At 40.4% G+C, this 20,416-nt stretch carries 23 protein-coding genes; 7 read left to right on the forward strand and 16 right to left on the reverse strand.

The genetic code is table 11. From position 1 onward, the window contains the following. Window positions 1-16: 16 nt before the first annotated feature. The 6 genes from H6G45_RS12280 to H6G45_RS12305 all read right to left on the reverse strand — a co-directional run bounded on the left by H6G45_RS12280 (window position 17) and on the right by H6G45_RS12305 (window position 5,168). On the reverse strand, window positions 17-1,084 hold the full coding sequence (locus H6G45_RS12280; RefSeq protein WP_190598704.1) for a sulfate/molybdate ABC transporter ATP-binding protein: 1,068 nt from the start codon (window positions 1,082-1,084) through the stop codon (window positions 17-19). Window positions 1,085-1,160: 76 nt separating this feature from the next. After that, window positions 1,161-1,991: a sulfate ABC transporter permease subunit CysW gene (cysW, locus tag H6G45_RS12285; RefSeq protein ID WP_190598705.1), complete on the reverse strand. Its 831-nt coding sequence runs from the start codon at window positions 1,989-1,991 to the stop codon at window positions 1,161-1,163. After that, window positions 1,978-2,838: a sulfate ABC transporter permease subunit CysT gene (cysT, locus tag H6G45_RS12290; RefSeq protein WP_190598706.1), complete on the reverse strand. Its 861-nt coding sequence runs from the start codon at window positions 2,836-2,838 to the stop codon at window positions 1,978-1,980. The genes cysW and cysT overlap by 14 nt, the downstream gene beginning before the upstream one ends. A 1-nt stretch (window position 2,839) precedes the next feature. Next, a complete protein-coding gene (locus tag H6G45_RS12295; protein WP_190598707.1) occupies window positions 2,840-3,133 on the reverse strand; it encodes an NIL domain-containing protein in 294 nt (97 codons plus the stop codon). A gap of 36 nt (window positions 3,134-3,169) precedes the next feature. Further along, entirely contained in the window at window positions 3,170-4,240 is a 1,071-nt protein-coding gene (locus H6G45_RS12300; protein ID WP_190598708.1) for a sulfate ABC transporter substrate-binding protein, read from the reverse strand. A 262-nt stretch (window positions 4,241-4,502) separates the two neighbouring features. After that, complete coding sequence (locus H6G45_RS12305; RefSeq protein ID WP_190598709.1) at window positions 4,503-5,168, reverse strand: hypothetical protein; 666 nt, start codon at window positions 5,166-5,168, stop codon at window positions 4,503-4,505. A gap of 210 nt (window positions 5,169-5,378) precedes the next feature. Here H6G45_RS12305 and H6G45_RS12310 point away from each other — a divergent pair, with 210 nt between their 5' ends. Then, a complete protein-coding gene (locus H6G45_RS12310) occupies window positions 5,379-6,230 on the forward strand; it encodes a prohibitin family protein (RefSeq protein ID WP_190598710.1) in 852 nt (283 codons plus the stop codon). Between the two features lie 2 nt (window positions 6,231-6,232). On the opposite strand, the gene H6G45_RS12315 is transcribed toward H6G45_RS12310, so the two are convergent. Both H6G45_RS12315 and H6G45_RS12320 read right to left on the reverse strand, forming a co-directional pair. Then, window positions 6,233-7,156 (reverse strand): LysR substrate-binding domain-containing protein, encoded by a 924-nt coding sequence (locus H6G45_RS12315; protein WP_190598711.1) that lies wholly within the window; start codon window positions 7,154-7,156, stop codon window positions 6,233-6,235. Window positions 7,157-7,185: 29 nt separating this feature from the next. After that, the gene (locus H6G45_RS12320; protein ID WP_199309740.1) at window positions 7,186-8,472 is read right to left on the reverse strand and encodes an aliphatic sulfonate ABC transporter substrate-binding protein; all 1,287 of its coding nucleotides are present in this window, start codon (window positions 8,470-8,472) and stop codon (window positions 7,186-7,188) included. A gap of 351 nt (window positions 8,473-8,823) precedes the next feature. On the opposite strand from H6G45_RS12320, the gene H6G45_RS12325 reads away from it, so the two are divergent. From H6G45_RS12325 to H6G45_RS12345, 5 genes are all read left to right on the forward strand, one after another. Further along, on the forward strand, window positions 8,824-9,501 hold the full coding sequence (locus H6G45_RS12325) for a cadmium resistance transporter (RefSeq protein WP_199309741.1): 678 nt from the start codon (window positions 8,824-8,826) through the stop codon (window positions 9,499-9,501). Between the two features lie 143 nt (window positions 9,502-9,644). After that, window positions 9,645-10,388 carry a cadmium resistance transporter gene (locus tag H6G45_RS12330; protein WP_190598712.1) on the forward strand — a complete coding sequence of 248 codons (744 nt, stop codon included), beginning with the start codon at window positions 9,645-9,647 and terminating at the stop codon, window positions 10,386-10,388. 55 nt (window positions 10,389-10,443) lie between these two features. Next, on the forward strand, window positions 10,444-11,109 hold the full coding sequence (locus H6G45_RS12335; RefSeq protein WP_190598713.1) for a cadmium resistance transporter: 666 nt from the start codon (window positions 10,444-10,446) through the stop codon (window positions 11,107-11,109). A 60-nt stretch (window positions 11,110-11,169) separates the two neighbouring features. After that, window positions 11,170-11,598 carry a DUF202 domain-containing protein gene (locus H6G45_RS12340; RefSeq protein WP_190598714.1) on the forward strand — a complete coding sequence of 143 codons (429 nt, stop codon included), beginning with the start codon at window positions 11,170-11,172 and terminating at the stop codon, window positions 11,596-11,598. A 422-nt stretch (window positions 11,599-12,020) separates the two neighbouring features. Further along, complete coding sequence (locus H6G45_RS12345; protein WP_242018156.1) at window positions 12,021-12,779, forward strand: class II glutamine amidotransferase; 759 nt, start codon at window positions 12,021-12,023, stop codon at window positions 12,777-12,779. Here H6G45_RS12345 and H6G45_RS12350 read toward each other — a convergent pair. From H6G45_RS12350 to cysK, 7 genes are all read right to left on the reverse strand, one after another. Next, window positions 12,735-13,370: a phosphatase PAP2 family protein gene (locus H6G45_RS12350; protein WP_190598716.1), complete on the reverse strand. Its 636-nt coding sequence runs from the start codon at window positions 13,368-13,370 to the stop codon at window positions 12,735-12,737. The genes H6G45_RS12345 and H6G45_RS12350 overlap by 45 nt on opposite strands. A 73-nt stretch (window positions 13,371-13,443) precedes the next feature. Beyond that, on the reverse strand, window positions 13,444-14,439 hold the full coding sequence (locus H6G45_RS12355; RefSeq protein ID WP_190598717.1) for a sulfurtransferase: 996 nt from the start codon (window positions 14,437-14,439) through the stop codon (window positions 13,444-13,446). A gap of 68 nt (window positions 14,440-14,507) precedes the next feature. Further along, window positions 14,508-14,924: a hypothetical protein gene (locus H6G45_RS12360; RefSeq protein ID WP_190598718.1), complete on the reverse strand. Its 417-nt coding sequence runs from the start codon at window positions 14,922-14,924 to the stop codon at window positions 14,508-14,510. A 61-nt stretch (window positions 14,925-14,985) separates the two neighbouring features. Beyond that, complete coding sequence (locus H6G45_RS12365; RefSeq protein WP_206754991.1) at window positions 14,986-15,225, reverse strand: hypothetical protein; 240 nt, start codon at window positions 15,223-15,225, stop codon at window positions 14,986-14,988. Between the two features lie 109 nt (window positions 15,226-15,334). Continuing rightward, a complete protein-coding gene (locus H6G45_RS12370) occupies window positions 15,335-15,967 on the reverse strand; it encodes a Crp/Fnr family transcriptional regulator (protein ID WP_199309742.1) in 633 nt (210 codons plus the stop codon). Between the two features lie 51 nt (window positions 15,968-16,018). After that, window positions 16,019-17,323, reverse strand: a complete 1,305-nt coding sequence (locus H6G45_RS12375; RefSeq protein ID WP_190598720.1) for a cysteine desulfurase — start codon at window positions 17,321-17,323, stop codon at window positions 16,019-16,021. A 118-nt stretch (window positions 17,324-17,441) separates the two neighbouring features. Then, window positions 17,442-18,419 (reverse strand): cysteine synthase A, encoded by a 978-nt coding sequence (cysK, locus tag H6G45_RS12380; protein ID WP_190598721.1) that lies wholly within the window; start codon window positions 18,417-18,419, stop codon window positions 17,442-17,444. 217 nt (window positions 18,420-18,636) lie between these two features. On the opposite strand from cysK, the gene H6G45_RS12385 reads away from it, so the two are divergent. Further along, complete coding sequence (locus H6G45_RS12385) at window positions 18,637-19,407, forward strand: Crp/Fnr family transcriptional regulator (RefSeq protein ID WP_242018157.1); 771 nt, start codon at window positions 18,637-18,639, stop codon at window positions 19,405-19,407. 176 nt (window positions 19,408-19,583) lie between these two features. Here H6G45_RS12385 and H6G45_RS12390 read toward each other — a convergent pair whose 3' ends face one another. Further along, entirely contained in the window at window positions 19,584-20,369 is a 786-nt protein-coding gene (locus H6G45_RS12390; protein WP_190598723.1) for a hypothetical protein, read from the reverse strand. Window positions 20,370-20,416 lie beyond the last annotated feature (47 nt).

A 20,416-nucleotide genomic window follows, 5' to 3' on the forward strand; every position in this document is an offset into this window, starting at 1 on the left:
CCTTTTTGAATCATGTTCAAATGCCCGTACCATAAATAAAATCAGTAGAAACGGCGGAAGAAGCTCCAGCAAAAACTTTAGCAACTCGGGGTTTAATAAATACTTTTTGCCCAACTTTAGGGTTAAGCTGTTGCCCTTGTTCCCGGTTTAGGTAGGCAAGCACAACGGTGTTATCCGTTAGTATTACCTCCACTTGTATTTCTGAACCTAGGTGAATAACTCTTTTAATCGTACCTGCTACGCTGGCATCGTCCGCTTCCCTTAATAATTCAAAATCATGGGGACGGACAAAAACCGGATCCTGATGCCCATTATTACTATGGTTAGGTTCAAAAGCATGGTGGTTAAAGAGGGAAGCATTACGGGGCAAAATATTAACTTCGCCAATGAAACCCATCACAAAGGGACTAGCGGGATGCTCATAAATTTCTTCCGCTGTGCCAACTTGCTCAATTTTGCCGTTACTCATCACCACAATTTCATCCGCTACTTCCATGGCTTCTTCCTGGTCGTGAGTAACAAATACACTGGTGAGGTGTACTTCATCATGTAATTTGCGTAGCCAGCTACGGAGTTCTTTCCTTACTTTGGCATCTAGGGCTCCAAAGGGTTCATCCAGTAATAAAACCTGGGGCTGTACTGCTAAAGCTCGAGCCAAGGCCACCCGTTGCCGTTGTCCTCCAGAAAGTTGGGAAGGGTAGCGATTTCCCAGTCCTTCCAATTGAATTAGGGATAATAATTCCTCTACCTTTTCCTTGGTTTGATTGCGGGGGGATTTGCGAATTTCCAAACCAAAAGCAATGTTTTGGCGAATAGTTAAATGTTTAAATAAAGCGTAGTGCTGGAAGACAAAGCCAATGTTACGTTTACGAATGTCCACATGGGTAGCATCTTGGCCATTAATAATAATTTGTCCTTGGTCGGGGGGTTCTAAACCGGCGATCGCCCTTAGTAAAGTTGATTTTCCAGACCCGGAAGGACCTAGTAATGCCACTAATTTGCCATTGGGAATTTCTAAGTTAATATCCTTGAGAGCAGTAAAATCACCAAAGTTTTTGGATACGTTATTAATTACAATACTCATTGCCATGTCCTCTGTTAAATGTGAAAAGTTAGATTGATAAACAAAAAACGGATTTGAGACAAACTTAACTTCAAAGTTAAACAGTTTTGTGGTGACCAGTACGTTGCTCTAAAATTTCCTTTACAACTAGGGTTACCACTGCCAGTAAAGCTAATACCACTGCCGCTCCAAATGCCGCTTCCGTTTGATAGTTTTTGTATTCCTGTTCTACAAAAATTGGCAGAGTACTGGTTTTGCCTAAAATACTGCCGGAAACTACCGCCACGGCCCCAAATTCCCCCATAGCCCGAGCATTGGTTAAAAGAACCCCATAAAGTAAGCCCCAACGGATATTTGGCAACGTCACTCGCCAGAAAATTTGCCAATCCTTCGCCCCCAAGGTGCGGGCGGCCTCTTCCTGTTCCGGCCCCAATTCTTCCAGTACGGGAATCACTTCCCTGGCCACAAAGGGTAAGGTCACAAAAATAGTGGCGATCGCCATGCCAGGTACAGCAAACAGTATTTGCACATCGAGGGCGGCGAACCAGCTACCAATCCAGCCATCCTTGCCGTAGAGCAGAACAATCATCAAGCCGGCTACCACGGGGGAGATGGAGAAAGGTAAATCTAAAATGCTTAAAAATAAAGCTCGACCGGGGAATTGATTACGAGCTAATACCCAAGCGGCACAGAGACCAAATACCGTGTTCAAAGGAACAGAAATCAGCGCCATGACAACGGTTAACTGCAAAGCTGACTGAAAATTACGATCTCCCATGGCTGCTAAAAATGGCTCTATTCCCTTATGAAAAGCTTCGTAAAAAACGGCGATCGCCGGTAGTAGTAAAACCAAAACTAAATAAAATAAAACCAGGATGATGAGAAGATATTTAATCTTAAAAGTTTTGGGTGAATTAACTGTTAGCATAGCGACGGCCCCATTGTTGCAGTAGGTTAATAATTAGCAGTAAAATCAGGGAAACAAAAAGTAGCACCGCTCCAATTACTGTTGCTCCTGCGTAGTCATATTGCTCCAACCTCTCAAACACTAATACTGGAGCAATTAAATCTTTAAAAGGAATGTTAGAAGCAATTAAAACGATGGAGCCATATTCCCCCACCGCCCGGGAAAAGCCCAAAGCCACTCCGGTTAAAATGGGGGGAATTAAAGGGGGGAAAATTACTCGCCAAAAGGTTTGAAATTCCGTTGCCCCCAAAGACCAAGCGGCCTCCTCTGCTTCTTCTTCCAACTCCTGTAAAACTGGTTGTAAAGTTCGCACAATAAAGGGCAAGGAAATGAAAACCATAGCCACAAATACCCCCACGCGACTGAAAGCTATTTGAATGCCAAAGGGAGCAAAGAAGCGACCAACCCATCCTGTTTGACTATACAAAGTTGCCAACACTAAACCAGCAACGGAGGTGGGCAGAGCAAAAGGTAAATCGATGATGGCATCGACAATTTTTTTGCCGGGAAATTGATAGCGCACCAACACCCAAGCTACTAACGTGCCCATCACACCATTGACAATCCCCGCTGCTAAGGCCGTGAGAAAGGTGACGTTATAAGTTGAAATAGCAATGGGAGTGGTGGCAATTTGCCAAAATCCTTCTGAACCCAAGGAGGCGGATTTAAACAGGAGGGCAGCAATGGGTAACCATAAAATCAGTAAAAGATAAATAATGGTTACCACCCAGGGCACAGAAATAGATTGCCAAAAACTAAATTTAATCAGTTGTTTTGGTAGGGAAGAAAAAGGAAGATTTGTGGTCATGTTACCAGCCGTCTGATTCCTGATCTAAAACTATAGTGACTTGCAATTCTTCTAGATAAGCTAAGGCGTCATTAATTGCTTCGGCATGGCCAATTAAAGTTAATTTAAATTGACCTTGACCGCCGTTAGTGCCCAAAGTTGCCGCCAGGATATTGACCTGGAGTCGATAGCGGCTCACCAGTTGGGTCACAATTGGTTCTTGACGATAGCTTTCTGGAATAGTTAGGTAGAGGGTTACCTCGGTAGTTCGTTGGGAACTCTGGCTATGGAGGTGAGAGAAAGTTGATATTTGCATGGGTTAATTAGCTTCAACCAAAATTACTTAGAATTATTATTGCTTACCAATTTTGGTAATAACTTGGTCGAAAATACCCCCTTCATCGAAGAATTCGGTTTGGGCTTTTTTCCAACCGCCAAATTCTTCAATGGTGGCTAAATTTTCAACTTTAGGAAATTGGTTAGCAAACTTGGTTAGCACTTCCTCATTCACAGGACGAAATCCTGTTTCAGCAAAAATTTGTTGTGCTTCTGGAGTAAAAAGATATTGCACAAAGGCATCAGCCACTTCCCTGGTTCCTTTTTTATCTACATTGGTATCCACAACGGCCACTGGGCCACTAATGGAAACATTGAAATCCTGGGGAATGATATAGGGTTGATTTTCCCCTTTTTGTTTGGCTAACAGCACTTCATTTTCGTAGTTGAGCAAAACATTGCCTTGACCCTGTTTATAGAAAACGTCGGTGGATTCCCGCGCATCCTTGGGCAAAACCGGCGCATTGGCCAAAACCTTACTGGCAAAATCAAAAGCTTGCTCCTCTGTGCCCCCAGTTTTGGTTACTGAACCCCAAAGGCCGAGGAAATTCCAGCGGGCGCCCCCGGAAGTTTTGGGGTTGGCGGTGATCACTTTAACTTCTGGTTTAGCCAAGTCAGACCATTTTTCCACTTTGATGTTGTCCGATGCCCTAGTCACAAAGGCGATGACGGAGTTAGTGACAATGGAGCCATTGGGGGCTTCCTCTTCCCAACCGGGTTGAATTAGCCCGGCACTTTCAATTTTTTGCACGTCGGAACTGAGGGCCAGGGCAACAATATCCGCATCTAGCCCATCCACCACGGCTCTAGTCTGACTACCGGAACCACCATAGCTTTGTTCAAAAGTCACATCCTGGCCGGTTTTAGTTTTCCACTCTTCTGTGAATTTAGGAATGATTCTTTCAAAGGCATCCCTGGTGACGGCATAACTCACCAAGGTCAAATTCGCTGGAGCTTGACTGGCATTTTCCCCTGACCCTGACCCGGGCTCGGTGGTGGCGGTGGGGGTATTGTTGCAAGCGGTGATACTGCCCACCATTAAAACGGCGATCGCCGCACTACCCAACGAGAAAAAGGATCGAGCCATAACAAATTTCCTTGACTAAAAAATGAACTGAATCGTAACGCAATAGTAGCATACACGAAATGCAAAACAATTACAATCCATTCTATGTTTGAAAACAATCAAAACGTAGATGTTCTGCTAATTGTGTCCCTTACTCTGGTTAAAATCTGCCACGGGTCAAAAAAAGACCCCCAACCATTAGCCAGGGGTGGCAATTAAAGCCAAATTTAGAATCCGTATAAGTCGAGGGTGAGGAATGCTAAGTATGTGTGAGGTGTAAAGCTTAGGTGGCAGAGCCGTTGAGAAAGTCTAGGGATTGCTTAGCCTGAGTCAACGTCTGATTCACTTTTGTCAACTGTTGTTCAATGGTTGAGTGCAGGGCTGGGGTGCTTCCTCCTTTAGCTTTTTCGGTGCTGTCAGCCAACTGATCGATCAATTGTGCAATTTGATCTAATGACTGTTGAGCTTGCTGAAAACTCTCTTCTGCTTGGACTAAAGCTTCAGGTGCAAGATTGGCCTCTGCCAAAAGCTTGGGGCTAATATCCTCTATCTTTTCCGCTAAATCATCAAGATCATCCGCCACATTTTCCAGGACATCCTGTTTCTTGTCTAGGGATTTCTTTAATTGCTTCCGTTCAGCAATATCCGTTGCAGTAGTAAGTTGATCAAGTTCGGCGGTCAAATCGGCGATCGCCGTTTTTAGTTGGCCCTCAGCTTCCGCCAAGACAGATTGGGTTTTAGTGGCAAGTTTTTGCCACGGGGCAGGCAATACCGTTAATGCAGGTTCTTCTGTAACCACTGCTGACTCCGTTGTAGTCGCTGCTAAGCATTGGGAAATGGGCATAACTAGGAACAAGCCCAAAACCAGAATCAGTGATAACCCCCCATTAACTAACAATTTACGCCCAGGCCAACGCCCCTTAGACAAGATTTGACTAATAGCAGACATAAAAACAACCTCCCAAAAATATAGATAAAGAGAAACAACGCTAGCAGAATGGCCATATGCCCAAGCCAAGACCAATCTGCGTATCCTAATTTATTTTCATGTAATTTGCAAATAATTTCAAAATGTTTTTACAATGAATTATTATGGGCTCAGCCTTTCCGACAATCGACTCCCTCAGCCCGACTTAAATTGCGTCCGAGGCAAATCCCTATGGCTACGGAACTCCAGCCTTCCTCTATCCATCCCTCACCACGGTCAGTGTCCCAACCCAACAAACTATCGATCGCCAGATTTCTTCTCGGACTCGTACTCCTGGCGTTCGCCTCTACCTTTGTGGTAATGATTCCCCCAGGACACCAAGGCATTTTGTTGACCCTAGGTAAAATGCAGAAACCCTTGCTAGGGGAAGGTTTACACTTAATTTTGCCGGTGGTGAACACAGTGGAAATTTTGAATACCAGAGTCCAAAAACGAGAAATTGAGGCAGAAGCATCATCCAAAGATCTCCAGGATGTATTCACCGATGTGGCCCTCAACTGGCATTTGATTCCGGGAGCTGTTGATCAAGTTTTTGCCCAAGTAGGCAATCAGGAGCAAGTAGTAGACCACATCATTGACCCCGCCATTGAAGAAGTTTTAAAAGCTGTTTTAGCTAAATATACCGCCGAGAAAATTATTACCAAACGGGATCAAGTTAAAAGAGAAGTGGATACAGTGCTAATCAATCGTCTGGAAAATTATCACATTGCCATTGATGACCTTTCTCTAGTTCATATACATTTTTCCAAGGGGTTTCGGGAAGCGGTAGAAGCAAAACAAATTGCCGAGCAGGAAGCAAAACAAGCTGAATTTATTGCCCAAAAAGCTGTTAAACAAGCAGAGGCCATGGTTAATTTGGCAAAAGGGGAAGCGGAAGCCCAGCGATTAATTAAAGCCACATTAACCCCAGAGATTTTACAAAAACGAGCTATTGAAAAATGGAACGGTAATCTTTCGTTGATGGTGGGAGATAAAAACCATAAATTTTTGGATTTAAAACAAATTATTCCTGCTAAACCCTGAAGTCACGCATCAAAATCTTGGCAGAGAATTTCCTCAAAAGCTTGAACAATGCGAGTTTGAAAACGCTGTATATGTTTCAGTTTTAATATTGGTCTAGTAATTATCATTTCTTCAAATTTGGAAGAATTAAAGACCTTAATAGAGCGCAAAGTATCTAATCTTAGTTCTTTCCCAATCATTAATTCTGATAGGGCCGTTGCTTCCACTCCCCTTTCCACCACAGCCTTGACCATTTCACTACTATTAAATAGTAATGCAACATCAAGAGTCTGGGGATTAATACCCCAATTTTGTAAAGCCTGTTCAAAAGTCTGTTGACTGCCAGAACCAGCCTCCCTCATAACCCAACTAGTATTGACTAAATCATCCACCATAATTTCTGGTTGATCAAACCAAGAATGACTTTGACCAACTACAATCTGTAGGCGGTCTCTTCCTATAATTTCCGATGCAATATTCTTTTGTAAGTTAAGCTTAATTTCCCCAGCAACAACACCTAAATCATATAAGCCGGTCGCTGTTCCACCACAAATATTATCAGCATTAGCCAAAGTACAATTAACAGAAATTCCTGGATATTTTTGCTTAAATTTACTGATTTTTTCCGGCAACCAATAATTACCTATGGTCAAGCTAGAACCTAAGTTAAGTTCCCCTTGTTGTAAATTATTTAACTCTCTCAAGCCCCGCTCCGCTAACGTCACTTGAGCTAGGATTTTTTGTGCCTCTACTTGAAGCATTTTTCCCGCTGAAGTAATTTCAATCCTCCTGCCCATGCGATGAAATAGCTTCACTCCGTAATCAGATTCTAAAATATGAATTGCAGTACTAACTGCTGGCTGTGTAAGACATAGCTCCTCAGCGGCGTTAGTAAAATGAAGATGCTTAGCTACAGTTAAAAACACACGCAACTGATCTAGGGTCATAGATAAAAATCTAGCTAAAAACTAGACAACTAATAAGTCCAATTTTGTCGAGTTTGTAAACTATAGGTTCCATCCTTAACGTTAATTCGTTCTAAAATTAGCTTTAGATCACTAAACATATTGGCTTGGCGCTGGAGTGCGTCAAGAGTTAAATTGTCAATTGGGATAATTGCCCTCTCAATACTACGTTGTTGTAAACTAATTAGAATTGCCGGATCTAATTGATGATGTTCTACCAAACGCTTGGCTGCTTCTAGTTCCTGTTTTTTAGCCCAAGTACCCGCTTCATTCACTTCTTCGAGAATAACCTTTAAAATATTTGGATAATCTCGCACCAGCTCAGGAATAGCATAATATAAAGTTGGAACTTCAAGAGAAGCTTGGTCACCAAAAATATCTTCTAAATCAACTAAAACCCTTCCAGGATAATTACTCCTGACAGCGGTGGACGTATAAGGAACCCAGACAACCCAAGCATCCACTTCCCCTGCATAAAATTTAGGTAAAGCCTCCGGTTGAGTTAAATAAACTGGATCGATATCTGTATAATCTAATCCCACCTTATTCAAAGCTTTAACTAATACATAGTGAGCACTAGAACCTTGATCAAATGCAACTTTTTTCCCCTTTAAGTCCTTTATATTTTTAATCGGTGAATTATTTAGTACCAAAATTGCTTGACCTTTAGAAACCGTATATTTTTCCTTAGCAACCCTCATAAAAACATGTTCTGCTGCTTGGGAAAAAATACTAGCTGTTCCACCGCCGCCACAAAAATCAATTGATCCCTTACTCAAGGCTTCAATTAGACTAGATGCCGACAAAAAACTTGTCCAAGTGACCGTTACCCCCAGGGGTTCTAACTGTTTTTCCAATAACTTTTGCTCTTTTAATATAATGAGATTAATCATTCCCTCAGGATAACCAATATTTAATCGTTTAAGACGTTGAGCCTCCTGGACTAACAGTGTATTGTCTTTACTATTAGAACGCTTAAAAAACCATCGATCCAATAGAATACAAAGAATAATTCCTCCTATAAATAAGAGTATGGTTTCAACTAATCTCCGGATTGTATTTGATGGCAGCCTAAACGAAGTTATTGCGGAATTTGCTGTACTGCCACTAGTTTGAGAGACACTATCTGGTCCCAAAATCAGACCAGCGAAATAACTTAAAAAAAATCCGATAAAAAATAAAATAATTAAGCGATGACGAACCAATTGGGATCGAGTCAACGACAGTCTACTAAATGGTGAGTCTTTTCCTAATCGCCATTTAAAAGATAGAATTTTTTGGACAAAATAACTAATCACAGATGGGAATATAAATTACTCTAGTGAAAAGAAGATTATATCTTAACTCCAAAGATAACTGATTTTTTTGTATAAGCTTTTACATAAAAATATTTTATAAATCAATTGAGTCACAAGATACATATTTTTAAAACTCATAAATGCTACGCTTTCAAACCAATCTTTAAATAATTTTAAAAAGATCAAAAATCATAACTGATAGCAAAGGTTAGTTGTAAAAGTTTCAAATTATTTACTCAAATTTATTTATTCAGAAATATTATATTTTGACAAATCAAGTAGCCTATCTATTTGATATTTTCAGCATAGATTAAGAATAATTAAATTAAGTCTTTTAAATATTTAAAAACAATGATAGACTGGCTATTGGCAGCTATAAAAGTAGGAGTGGCAACAGGGGTAGCAACAACCTTTGATGATAATATTTATTTAACTGGTTTTTTTAGTGAAGTTAATCGAAATTTTCGTCCTAAACATATTGTTGTTGGTGAAATAATCGGCTTTACATGCTTAATTTCAATAAGCTTAATTGGGTTTTTGATAGGTCTGATTATTTCTTCGAAATGGATTGGTTTGTTGGGTATATTACCAATATTAATTGGAATAAATAACCTGCGCTTAATCATAACTTACAAAGAGGAATTTCCTTCTAAAGTACCAGAGACAAAAAAAAGAAGTTCACAATATCATGGTTTTGATTCTCACCGCTTGTCCCTATGGGATGTTCTTCGTGATCGTCAGACTTATAAGGTATCTGCTGTAACTATTTCCAACGGAGGTAATAATCTAGGCATTTATATTCCACTTTTTGCTAATAGCACATTTAGCAATCTTCTTGTTATTATACCGATTTGCTATTTTGTTGTTTGTGCTTGGCTATTCATGTCTTATAATTTAACTCGTCAGCCCAGCATTGCAGTAATTTTAAGTCGTTATGCTGGTAAATTATTTCCTTTTGCTTTAATGTGGCTAGGGCTGAGAATAATCATAGATAATGAGTCATATAAATTATTTTTCAATATTTCATAATTGGACAACAACTGTTTTTAGCTAGAAAGTAAATTAGGAATAGCATAAATTAAATTTATTAATTTAACAGAAAACTATGTTTGACCCTCTTGGCTTTTTTACCTAAAGTGAAAATACTAGTTCCATCTCTAAGAAGTTATACTATGAATGAATTAGATCTTTTAGCTGCAATTCCGACGGGTATCACCGCATTTTGTGCTACAAATTTGGATGACATTTTAATTCTTCTGCTTTTTTTTACCCAAACCAATGTAAGTTTTCGCCGTCGGCAGATTGTGGCGGGACAATATTTAGGATTTTTAGCTTTAATCGTCGCTAGTTTACCTGGATTTTTGGGTGGTTTATTACTACCCCGTCCATGGATCGGTTTACTGGGCTTAGTGCCTATTTTAATTGGACTTAACCGTTTACTCATGGCCAATGGGGATGAAGAACCTGAATTTATCGATTCTGTCACAACAAATACCACAAGCAATTCAGGTATTTTCAAAATGTCCTTGGGAGGAATATTCACAGCCCAAACTTATAGCGTAGCAGCAATTACCTTTGCTAATGGTGGTGACAATATCGGTATTTATTTGCCTTTGTTTGCCAGTAGTTCTTGGCAAAGTCTAACAATTATTTTAAGTGTATTTTTGCTGTTAGTAGGGGTTTGGTGTTATGTTGCTTATCAACTTACAAAAATTAAAATTATTGCCGAAAATATAACTCAATATGGAAATTTTATTATTCCATTTGTGCTAATTGGATTAGGAGGATTAATTCTGATAGATAGCCATACCCTTGACCATCGTGGTTTAGTGGTCTTAGTATTAATTGTTAGCGGTCTTTATTTGGCGAATTTTACTCATTATTATCAGAGCTATTTTGAAAAAATAAAACGATAAAAATTCTGCAAAACAATAATCATTAAATTAAATTTTGTCAGAGTAAACTTAAATTATGGTCTGGCTATTACAAATAATAATTCGCGCAACTTCTGCTTTTATAGCCACCAACTTAGATGACCTCTTAATTTTGATGTTTTTCTTTTCTCAAGTAAATTATCCTAAGTCTAATTTAAGAATCCGTGATATTGTGCTGAGCCAATATTTAGGATTTACTGTTATTCTATTACTTAGTTTACCTGGATTTTTTGGCGGACTAATCCTATCACAAAAATGGACTAGTTTACTGGGAATAGTACCAATTTTTATAGGACTAAAAATATTATTTAGCTCCGAAAAGGAAGACAAAACAATTGTATCTTTAAGTTATAGTGTTAAGCATTCTTCTGGAAAACAGTCCAGTTTAATTACGTCCTTGATTCCTCCCCAAGTTTATGGCATAGCGGCTATTTCAGTCGCCAATGGCGGAGATAATATTGGCATTTATATTCCCTTTTTTGCCGGCTTGTCTTGGTTGGGGTTATCTATAGTTATTGCTGTTTTTTTCATTTTGATCGCTGTGCGTTGTGCGATCGCCTACTATTTAACTTGCCATCCTGTAGTGGGAAAAATAGTCGCTCGCTATGGTAAAAAGATTGTTCCTTTTGTTTTAATTAACCTAGGGCTATGGATTTTCTGGGATAGTAAAAGTTACGAATTGTTAAGACTGTTATCCAAGTAACAATCAATGAACAACTTATTCAATAAATATTTTAAAACTCCTAGTTATTTGTAAATAGCAATGCTGCCTCTATTAAAAAAAAAGCCATCCTCGGCAAATCTCGAAGAAAAAAAACGACGTAACTCCTCTAGGATTCGAGACCATTTGGCCAACGAAAGAACTTACCTAGCTTGGTTACGTAGTGCCGTAGCTCTAATGGGGTTCGGCGTGCTTATTGCTCGTTTACGGATGTTTCAGCCACCAGAAGTCCATAGTCCTGGCAATAGTTGGAAATTAGGGTTATTTTTCTCAGTAATTGGTTTGTTGACGGTTTTACTATCAACTCAACATTACTTTGCTGTTCGCTATGACATTGATGAGGACACCTACGAACCAGCAGATCGCTGGGTAATTATTTTTAGCCTTTCAATTTTAGTGTTAGGGTCTGGAGTTATTTTCTATCTCTTCACAGCACCCTTAAATCCCTTAAGTAGTATTGTTTTTGAATGATTCGATTGGGAGTGACTTTGTTTTATTAAAAAAAGTATTGTAATAACTACTTGGCTATGATTTGTATTATTGTAGGCAAAGCAATTAGAGCTAATTTCTAAAGAAAATCTTAAGAGTGCTCAAACTCACATCTAGTAAGTGTTTGGAGCATTTTGTGCTCTTGCTATAACAAACACTGAAAGCCTTGTCATTGCGTGATCTCGGCGGACTTATGAAATCAGCTCTTAGTGAGTTATTCCAAATAACAACATTGTCCATAGTAGTAATTAAAAAATATACTTGGAGTTAATGGGTGGCGCAAAGAAAGCATAAATTATTTTTAAGTTTAAGTTTAGTAAAGAAATTTGTGATATAAGGAGTGGATGCAACTAGCTTGCGGATTTTTATAGATTATTTTCCGGATCATGTGTCAATTACTCGGCATGAATTGTAATGTTCCCACCGATATTTGCTTTTCCTTTGAGGGATTTTGTGCCAGAGGTGGCAAGACCGATGAACATCGAGATGGCTGGGGCATTGCCTTTTTTGAAAATTTAGGCTGTCGCTTATTTTTGGATGATAATCCATCAATTAGTTCCCCCGTGGCGGAACTGGTCAAAAAATACCCGATTAAGTCCCGTAATGTTATTGCCCATATCCGTAAAGCGACCCAAGGCGAAGTAGGCTTAGAAAATTGTCACCCTTTTCATAGGGAGTTGTGGGGAAACTATTGGGTTTTTGCCCACAATGGTAATTTGGAAAATTTTCAGCCCAACTTAATTGGTCCCTATCAACCGGTGGGGGCAACCGACAGTGAAAAGGCTTTTTGTCTATTATTACAAACCTTACGGGAAAACTTCCCTAACAATAAACCAAACTTAGAAGAGCTTTATCAAGTTTTACAGACAACAATAGATATTTTGTCCAATTATGGCATTTTCAATTGCCTGCTTTCCAATGGTGAATATTTATTTGTTCACTGTACCACTCAACTTCATTATCTCGTTCGTCAAGCTCCATTTGCCGCAGCTCATCTGATTGATGAAGATATTACCGTTGATTTTCAAGCTTTAACTGCCCAAGAAGATCGAGTAGCAATTATTGCGACGCTTCCTTTAACAGATAATGAGTTATGGACAAGAATTACCCCAGGCAAATTACTCGTTTTTCAGGATGGTATTCCGATTCTCGGTAACACTTAAAATAACTGCTTGCACCAGTAAACTCCAGGCGATCGCCAAACTCCAACCACCTAAAATATCACTGGGATAATGGACTCCTAGATACATTCTTGTCCAAGCAATTAAAATAACAAAAATAGAGCCTAAAATAATCACTAAGATTCTCCATTTGCTATGCCAACTTACGGTGGCTAAAATCATCACTAAAATCATACTCGATAAGGCATGACCACTAGGGAAAGAAAAACTATTTAGCCAGGGATAACTTGATTGCCAAAGATGGGGACGAATACGGGAAAATAAACTTTTTGTTTCATAAGTTAAAGCAACGGATCCTAGGGACGTAATAGCTACATAGAGCAAATACCGCCATTTCTGTTGATAGGCTAAAACTAAACTTAAAAGTAGAAGTATCGGGGTCGTTGCTCCATAAATACCTAAATTAGTAAAAAAGCTAGCAAATTTATCTAAAAGAGGATTAGATGTTTCGTGTAAAGCATATAAAATTTCTTGATCCACCCAAACCCCCTGAGGATAGTAGGAAATAGCGATCGCCAATAAGACAAAAATCTGTAGAAAAAACAATGCCCAAAATAAAACTTTAGTGTTCATATTTGAATTATTGATAAAAAATCCACCTACCACAAACAAGTAGATGGATATTGTCCACATTCATACTTAAGTGCTAAACACTTTTTTCAGGTCCCGTTTCCACTGGCAAATCCGTTGTGCTGTATTCTGTCCAGGAACCTTCATAAATTCGGACATTGGGATATCCAAGTAAGTGCTTAAGTACGACATATTGCAAAGTCGCTTCCCGTCCAGTACTGCAGGAAACAATAATGTTATCGCTGGGTTTAATATTCCGCTCAGCCAAAAGTCGTTTAATTTCACCCAAAGATTTCAACTTATGGGGATTTTTCAGAGCCTCATCGGGATTGTTAGCCTCAGTGAAAGTCGGCCAAGGAATATTTCTTGCCCCAGGAATATGACCATTCCTGACCCAAAGATTAACTTTACCTTCAAAAAGATCTGCTGGACGGGGATCAATGATTACATTGCCTGGCTTACCAATTAACGGCTTGAGCTGTTCTAGGCTGACACGAATGTTAGGATTATCTTGCAATGTAAATTTACCAGGTGTGTAACGGGGAAACTCCTTTGTTACAGTTTCTTTGGCATCTTTAAAACCTTTATAACCACCATCTATCACTGCAACCTTTTTAGCGCCAGAACGCTCCAATAGATAGGCAACCATGGTTGCGCCTAAAACGTTGTTCCCGTCGGAATAAACAACAATTTGATCGTCATTACTAATGCCAGATTTACTCAATAATTGGACAATTTTATTGGCATCCCAGTATTGAACCGGCAAAAAGCCGTTGGGGCCACGGAAAACATTATCAGCAAGGTTAACAGCTTTGGGGATATGCCCATCAATATACTCCAAGGGATTGATCCGGACATCTAGCACCTTTACTTTCGGATCGTTAACATGTTGGCTTACCCAACTAGGAGAAACAAATTCAATTTTAGTAGCAGGGGTATTAGCAACAGAAGGAATAGCAGACAGTAGGAAAAAACTGACTAATCCTCCCAGAAAGATAACAAAAAGCTGTACGAATTTTCGTTTGGTCCATTTCAGCTTTATTGTCGGATTAAAAGAGGCGAATTGAAGCATAGAAAAATTCTCCAAAGTGAATTAATGCGAAATAGCAAAAACTAAAATCAATGGGTAACTTACAAAGGCTAGAGGGGGAGAACACCAGCTAAGTCTATAAATTGAAAATGAACTAGTAAGAGTAGAGTTGCAGTGAATAGACTAGAAGACACAATGCCAGAGAAAAGAATCTTTCTAAAACTCTTTGGTTGAGTTTTTTGTTGGAAAATTCGATTTCCCCCGACCTGCATCAACAAAATCCCCCCCAGGTTTGATAACCAATAACCGGCGATCGCCCCTGGTAAGAGTGAGCCATTGACAAATAGGTCACAAACATAGCCAAAAGCATAGGCTAGAGGTAAATTAATCACTAAATCATTCCACCAGCACAAGGGAGACAGCAGAAAACCAACCAGCAATAGCAATAATCCCCCCAGACGATTTAAATCTTGCTCTATGGAACCTGGAGGACAACGTGAAATAATCAAATCTTTATTCTTGACCATCGATAAACATTTGTAGGAGGCATCGACAAAGGTAATCTTAAGGTTTCAAAATCTAGCCTATCTATGCTCCTAAATTGGTTAAGGATGATGATATTTGCTTAGTTTGGGTTTTTCCAAATAACTGATTTAGTTCTAAGCGGTAGATAAATTCAAACAAATATAAAAAACTAATACCGCCAGTAATTAAAACCAACAAACTTAAGGCAATAAAATAAGCATAAGCTTTCCAGATTAAGCCCCGTAATCCTATCAAATAAAGTGGGGGACTAGTGGGAATAAGATTAGACAAATGCCAGGTCATGATCTTCATAAACTTAATGGTTTATCTAGAGGAATACAGCTTAGCTAATTATCCCATTCATCACTAAAAATCCAACAAAATTGTATAAAGGGTACATTAAATTAATGAATCAAATTTCGTAGTGCCAAATTTCTTCCTCATTTAAAACAAAACGGTGTAAGGAATTTTGTTTGATTCGCCCCTGTTTTTCCAGGTGATTTAAATTTCTCGTCACTGTTACCCTGGTTATTCCCAAAATATCAGCAATATCTTGGTGGGTAAGACGAACATCAATTAACTTACCATTGGGGACTCTTTTGCCAATTTTTTTGCCAAGCCAATCAAATAATTTAATTATCATCAAATCCGTTGTTTTGTAATCGCGTATAATTCCCAATTCATGGACAGACTGAATGTAGGTTAGTAGTAGATCGATATTTTCTTCCGATTTTTTCCAAGGAACTAAAGATGCTTTAACTTCCGTCAAACACTCCAACTCATAGGGCTTAATATTAGTGAAAGTGTGGCTGATTATTTCACTATTACTCCAAACTCCTAAAGTAACAATGCTACCATCTTCTAAAAGAGTATAACCTTTGACTAATCCGCTATCAATTTTCCATACATTATTAATTCTATGGGGCAAATTGGAGCGACTATCAAAAAAATGCCACTTGTGATATTCTTGAGCTAAAAACATTTTCTCATTACTCTGATTAGAAGATAGATTTTGATAATTTGCTCTATAGTTTGAAGTTTGCATTTTCGGATCTGGATTTAGCTAATTGGTGATCGAGTGTTATTTAACATTAATTCAGCAGCAAATTTTTTCCAGAGCTTTAATACAGTGATTGATTTCAGATTTTGTATTATAAAAAGCAAGGGAAAGTCGCACCGTTGAAGTTAATCCCAACCTTTTTAAAATTGGCTGGGCACAGTGATGACCTGAGCGCACAGCAATGCCATGTTTGTTTAAGGCTTGTCCCACTTCTGCGGGGGTAAAACCATCTAATAGGAAGGAAATTACTGAAGCCTTCTCCACGGCATTACCAACTATGTGTAATCCCGTAATTGTCTTCAGTCCTAACGTGGCATACTCCAATAATTCGTTTTCATAATTGGCGATCGCCGTTAGGCCGATATTTTGCACATAATCTAAAGCCTTGCCTAGGGCCACTCCATCAGCAATATTAGCGGTGCCGGCTTCAAAGCGTTTGGGAATCGGACGATAACTAATATGCTCAAAGCTCACTTCACTGATCATATTTCCCCCGCCCTGCCAAGGGTCGGTAGCATCTAGTAAATCCTGCTGTCCATAGACCACGCCAATGCCGGTGGGTCCAAAAATTTTGTGACCGGAAAATACAAGCCAATCGGGATTTAATTCTTGGACATCAATGGGAATATGGGCAATGGATTGGGCTGCATCTATCAACACTTTTGCCCCAACTTCATGGGCTAAATTGATAATTTCTTGGGCTGGAGTAACGGTTCCCAATACATTTGATACGTGGCAAAGCCCAACTAATTTGGTGCGGGAACCAAGCAATTTTTTATATTCATCAAGTAAAACTTGTCCCTGATCGTCCACCGGTGCCACGATTAACTTTGCTCCCGTTGCCATTGCCAATTGATGCCAGGGGACAATGTTGGCATGGTGTTCCAGATGGGTTAAAAGAATTTCATCTCCAGCTTTGATATTTTGTTTACCCCAACTTTTTGCTACTAGGTTAATGCCTTCCGTTGTGCCCTTGACAAAAATAATTTCGTTGACTGACCTAGCATTGAGAAAATGACGCACAGTTTCTCTGGCATTTTCATAGGCATCGGTGGCTCTGGCGGCTAGGGTATGGGCGGCTCGATGGATATTAGAATTTTCATGTTGATAAAAATAGGTCAGACGATCAACGACCGCCTGGGGCTTCTGGGTGTTAGAAGCATTATCAAACCAAACTAGAGGATTTTCGTCTATTACCTCATTAAGAATTGGGAAATCTTGGCGAATTTTTTCAACATCAAAAACAGGAGAGTTGGAATCGTAAAACTTGCCATTGCCGCCATTAAAAATGGGAGTAAAATCTTGATAATTGTGTAGCGTATTTGTCTTAAGATATTCCATTGATTTATTTTTTTAAAATTATTAATAATTCCAAAAATTGACAACAAGTTTTGTCTTATTTCAACATATTTATTATTTGATCTTTGACCAAAAATATTTAATTTATGTTTATTTATAACTATGCAGCTAACCCTTCCTCATCAAATACTCCGTGGAAAAGCACTGAACTAAGATAACGTTCCCCAGAATCCGGCAGAATTACCACAATGGTTTTACCTTGGTTTTCTGGACGTTTAGCTAGGCGAGTTGCCACGGCCGTGGCTGCCCCACAGGAAATACCGGCCAAAATGCCTTCTTCTTTTGCTAAACGTTTGGCGTAGATAATGGCTTCTTCATTGGAAACAGTTTCCACCGCATCCACTAGGGACACATCCAAATTTTTGGGCACGAAACCAGCTCCAATACCCTGGATTTTATGGGGTCCAGATTTAATTTCTTTGCCGGCCATTGCCTGGGAAATAACAGGACTTGCTTCCGGCTCAACGGCTACAGAAATGATGGACTTGCCCTTAATTTCTTTGAAGTAACGGGAAATGCCCGTAATGGTCCCCCCAGTGCCGACACCGGAGACGAGAATGTCCACATCGCCATCGGTATCATCCCAAATTTCCGGCCCAGTGGTTTCTTGGTGAATGCGGGGGTTAGCTGGATTACAAAATTGTTGCAGTAAAACATAGCGGTCCTGATCGGAATTGGCAATCGCCTCAGCTTTGGCAATGGCTCCCACCATACCCTGGGTTCCCGGGGTTAAAACTAAATTTGCCCCATAGGCCTGCAATAACTTGCGCCGTTCTAAACTCATGGTTTCCGGCATAGTTAGAGTTAGGGGAATGCCCTTAGCCGCCGCCACAAACGCTAATGCAATGCCCGTATTGCCACTAGTCGGTTCCACTAATTCCTTGCCTGGCCCCAGTAAACCCTTTAGCTCCGCATCCCAAACTAAGGCTGCCCCCAATCGACATTTAACTGAATAGGCCGGATTACGACCTTCGATTTTAGCCAGCACCGTGGCATTCGTGTTTCCAACCACGTTATTTAAACGGACTAGGGGAGTCCGACCAATGGAAAAACTATTATCCGTAAACCATTTGCCCATTAGCGGGGCCTCCGAACACGATAGAACTTTTGTGTTTTGTAGATAGCTTGAGCAAGGCTATCTAGAATAAAAATAAATCTTATATCAATTACATGTGGAATGCAAGTTATCTGTAGATGTATTGCAATTGCAATTTAACGCAAAATAATGAGGGTTAGCTTTGTGGGATGATCGGAGCAGTGTAAATTTCCCTTGAGTTATGGCAAAAAGACAATCCATGTCCCCATCCCCCGACCCCATCACCAAGCTAATTGAAACGAATTATCTGTTTCGGGGTCTAGACACCCCTTGGATAGGGGAGTTACTTGCCAAAGACCGGGTCAAAGTAGAAAAGCTGTTTTCCAATCGCCCTCTATACACTGCCTTTTTGCCAGACCAGGATTTAGACAGTCTCTATGTCATGTTGGATGAGGGCATTGTCATCACCCGTAGTACTCCCCTGGACCGGATTATTGCCATCCACTACGCTGGCAGTTGTTTTGGTCTACGCAGCCTACCCTTTAGCTATGGTTTAGCCACCAAATCTTTTCCTTGTCTGGTGGAATCCTACAAAACTACCCACGTCATTAAAATTCCCCTCGCTACTGTTCAGCAAATTTATGAAAATAGCGAAATTTTTCGGGAACGCTATCGATTTTTATTTGAATTGCAACAAAAATTTGAATATCATCTACTCAATTGCAGCACCTATCCCCCTCAAGCGGTGGCGAGTTTATTGCGGGCGTTGATTTATCAAGAACGGGAATTGGGCAACCAACCTGATCGCCAGGGTAATTACATTTTTGATTTACCAATTGACGTCATTGCCAGGGCTTGTCAACTGAATCAAAGAACAGTGGAACAGGTGCTGAAGGGCATGCAAAAACACCATTTGATCACCATTCCCAAGGGGGAAAAGGAGGATCTCATTCAAATTCTGGCCCCGGAAGGACTGAAGGAAGTGTATAGTGCCACCCGGGAAAAGGTTAACTGGTGGCCTTTGAAATAGGGGTTGCAATGGTTGCGATAGATTTAAATAAAATTAAGGCACTTTTGTTTACTATAAAGACTGAATTAAAAACATTTTACTCAGCTAAGTTGAACCGCTCTTAATTAAATTATCTGCGACACCAAAGGTAAAAAGTGATGGTTGAATCTTCACCCGCACAACTACTGGGAGCTAGGTCATTCAATGGGTTGCCGTTGCCTTTGTCGTTGGGGAATGGATAAAGGTTCTTGGCGCATGGGAGACTGCCGGCATTGCTGGAGTAAATGCAAAGCCGCTCTTTGGAGGGCTGAGTCCTGTTCAGTGTCCAAAAAAGCTTGCAGATATAGAGCTAGTTCCCTTGGGTTCGGGGAGTGTGGGCCTGGCTGATTCCACCATTGCTGTAACTGACGCAGGGCAATTAATTTCTGCAGGCGATCGCCGTGGGCCAGGTAATGTAAAGAGCGGTCAAAGTCGGGGAGCGGAGCGGTGAGTAACTTGGGGGCAGTGACTTTTTGCTGTTGCCAGAGTAAAAGCCCCACCGTAGCGAGGGAACCCAAACCCTGCAAAATAATGCCCGTGGCTAACCAAGGGTTTTCCACCTCCGACCAAACCATGGTGGCCATGTAGGTGCCGACAGCAGTTAAACCACCTCCACCGCCAGCAATGGTCAATCGACCCTGGGCCCCGGAAAAAAACTGGTGCAATTGTTTAGTCTGGAGTTCCTGGCGATGGGTCAAAAGCCAATAGACCAAACGCATACTGCCCACCCCCAGGCCCGTGGCCAGCAGAAGTCGCCATTCCGTTGCCCAGAGCATAGTCGCCAAAAAAGCGCCCCCACTCCAGGGAGCCCAGCGGTGTAGCCAGCGGTAATCGCTCAAACGAAGGCCTAGGGCTGTAACCTCCTTGGGGGAAAGCGGCAAAAACTGACCGGTTGATTTCACCGTCGTAGCCGAATTTTTGGAGGGAAACCAAACCTGGGTCACAGCAAATTCCTGCGATGTGTGATGATGGCCATATTGCCCTTGTCAGG

This window comes from Synechocystis sp. FACHB-383 (assembly GCF_014698605.1).
Classification (GTDB): Bacteria; Cyanobacteriota; Cyanobacteriia; order Cyanobacteriales; family Microcystaceae; genus Synechocystis; species Synechocystis salina.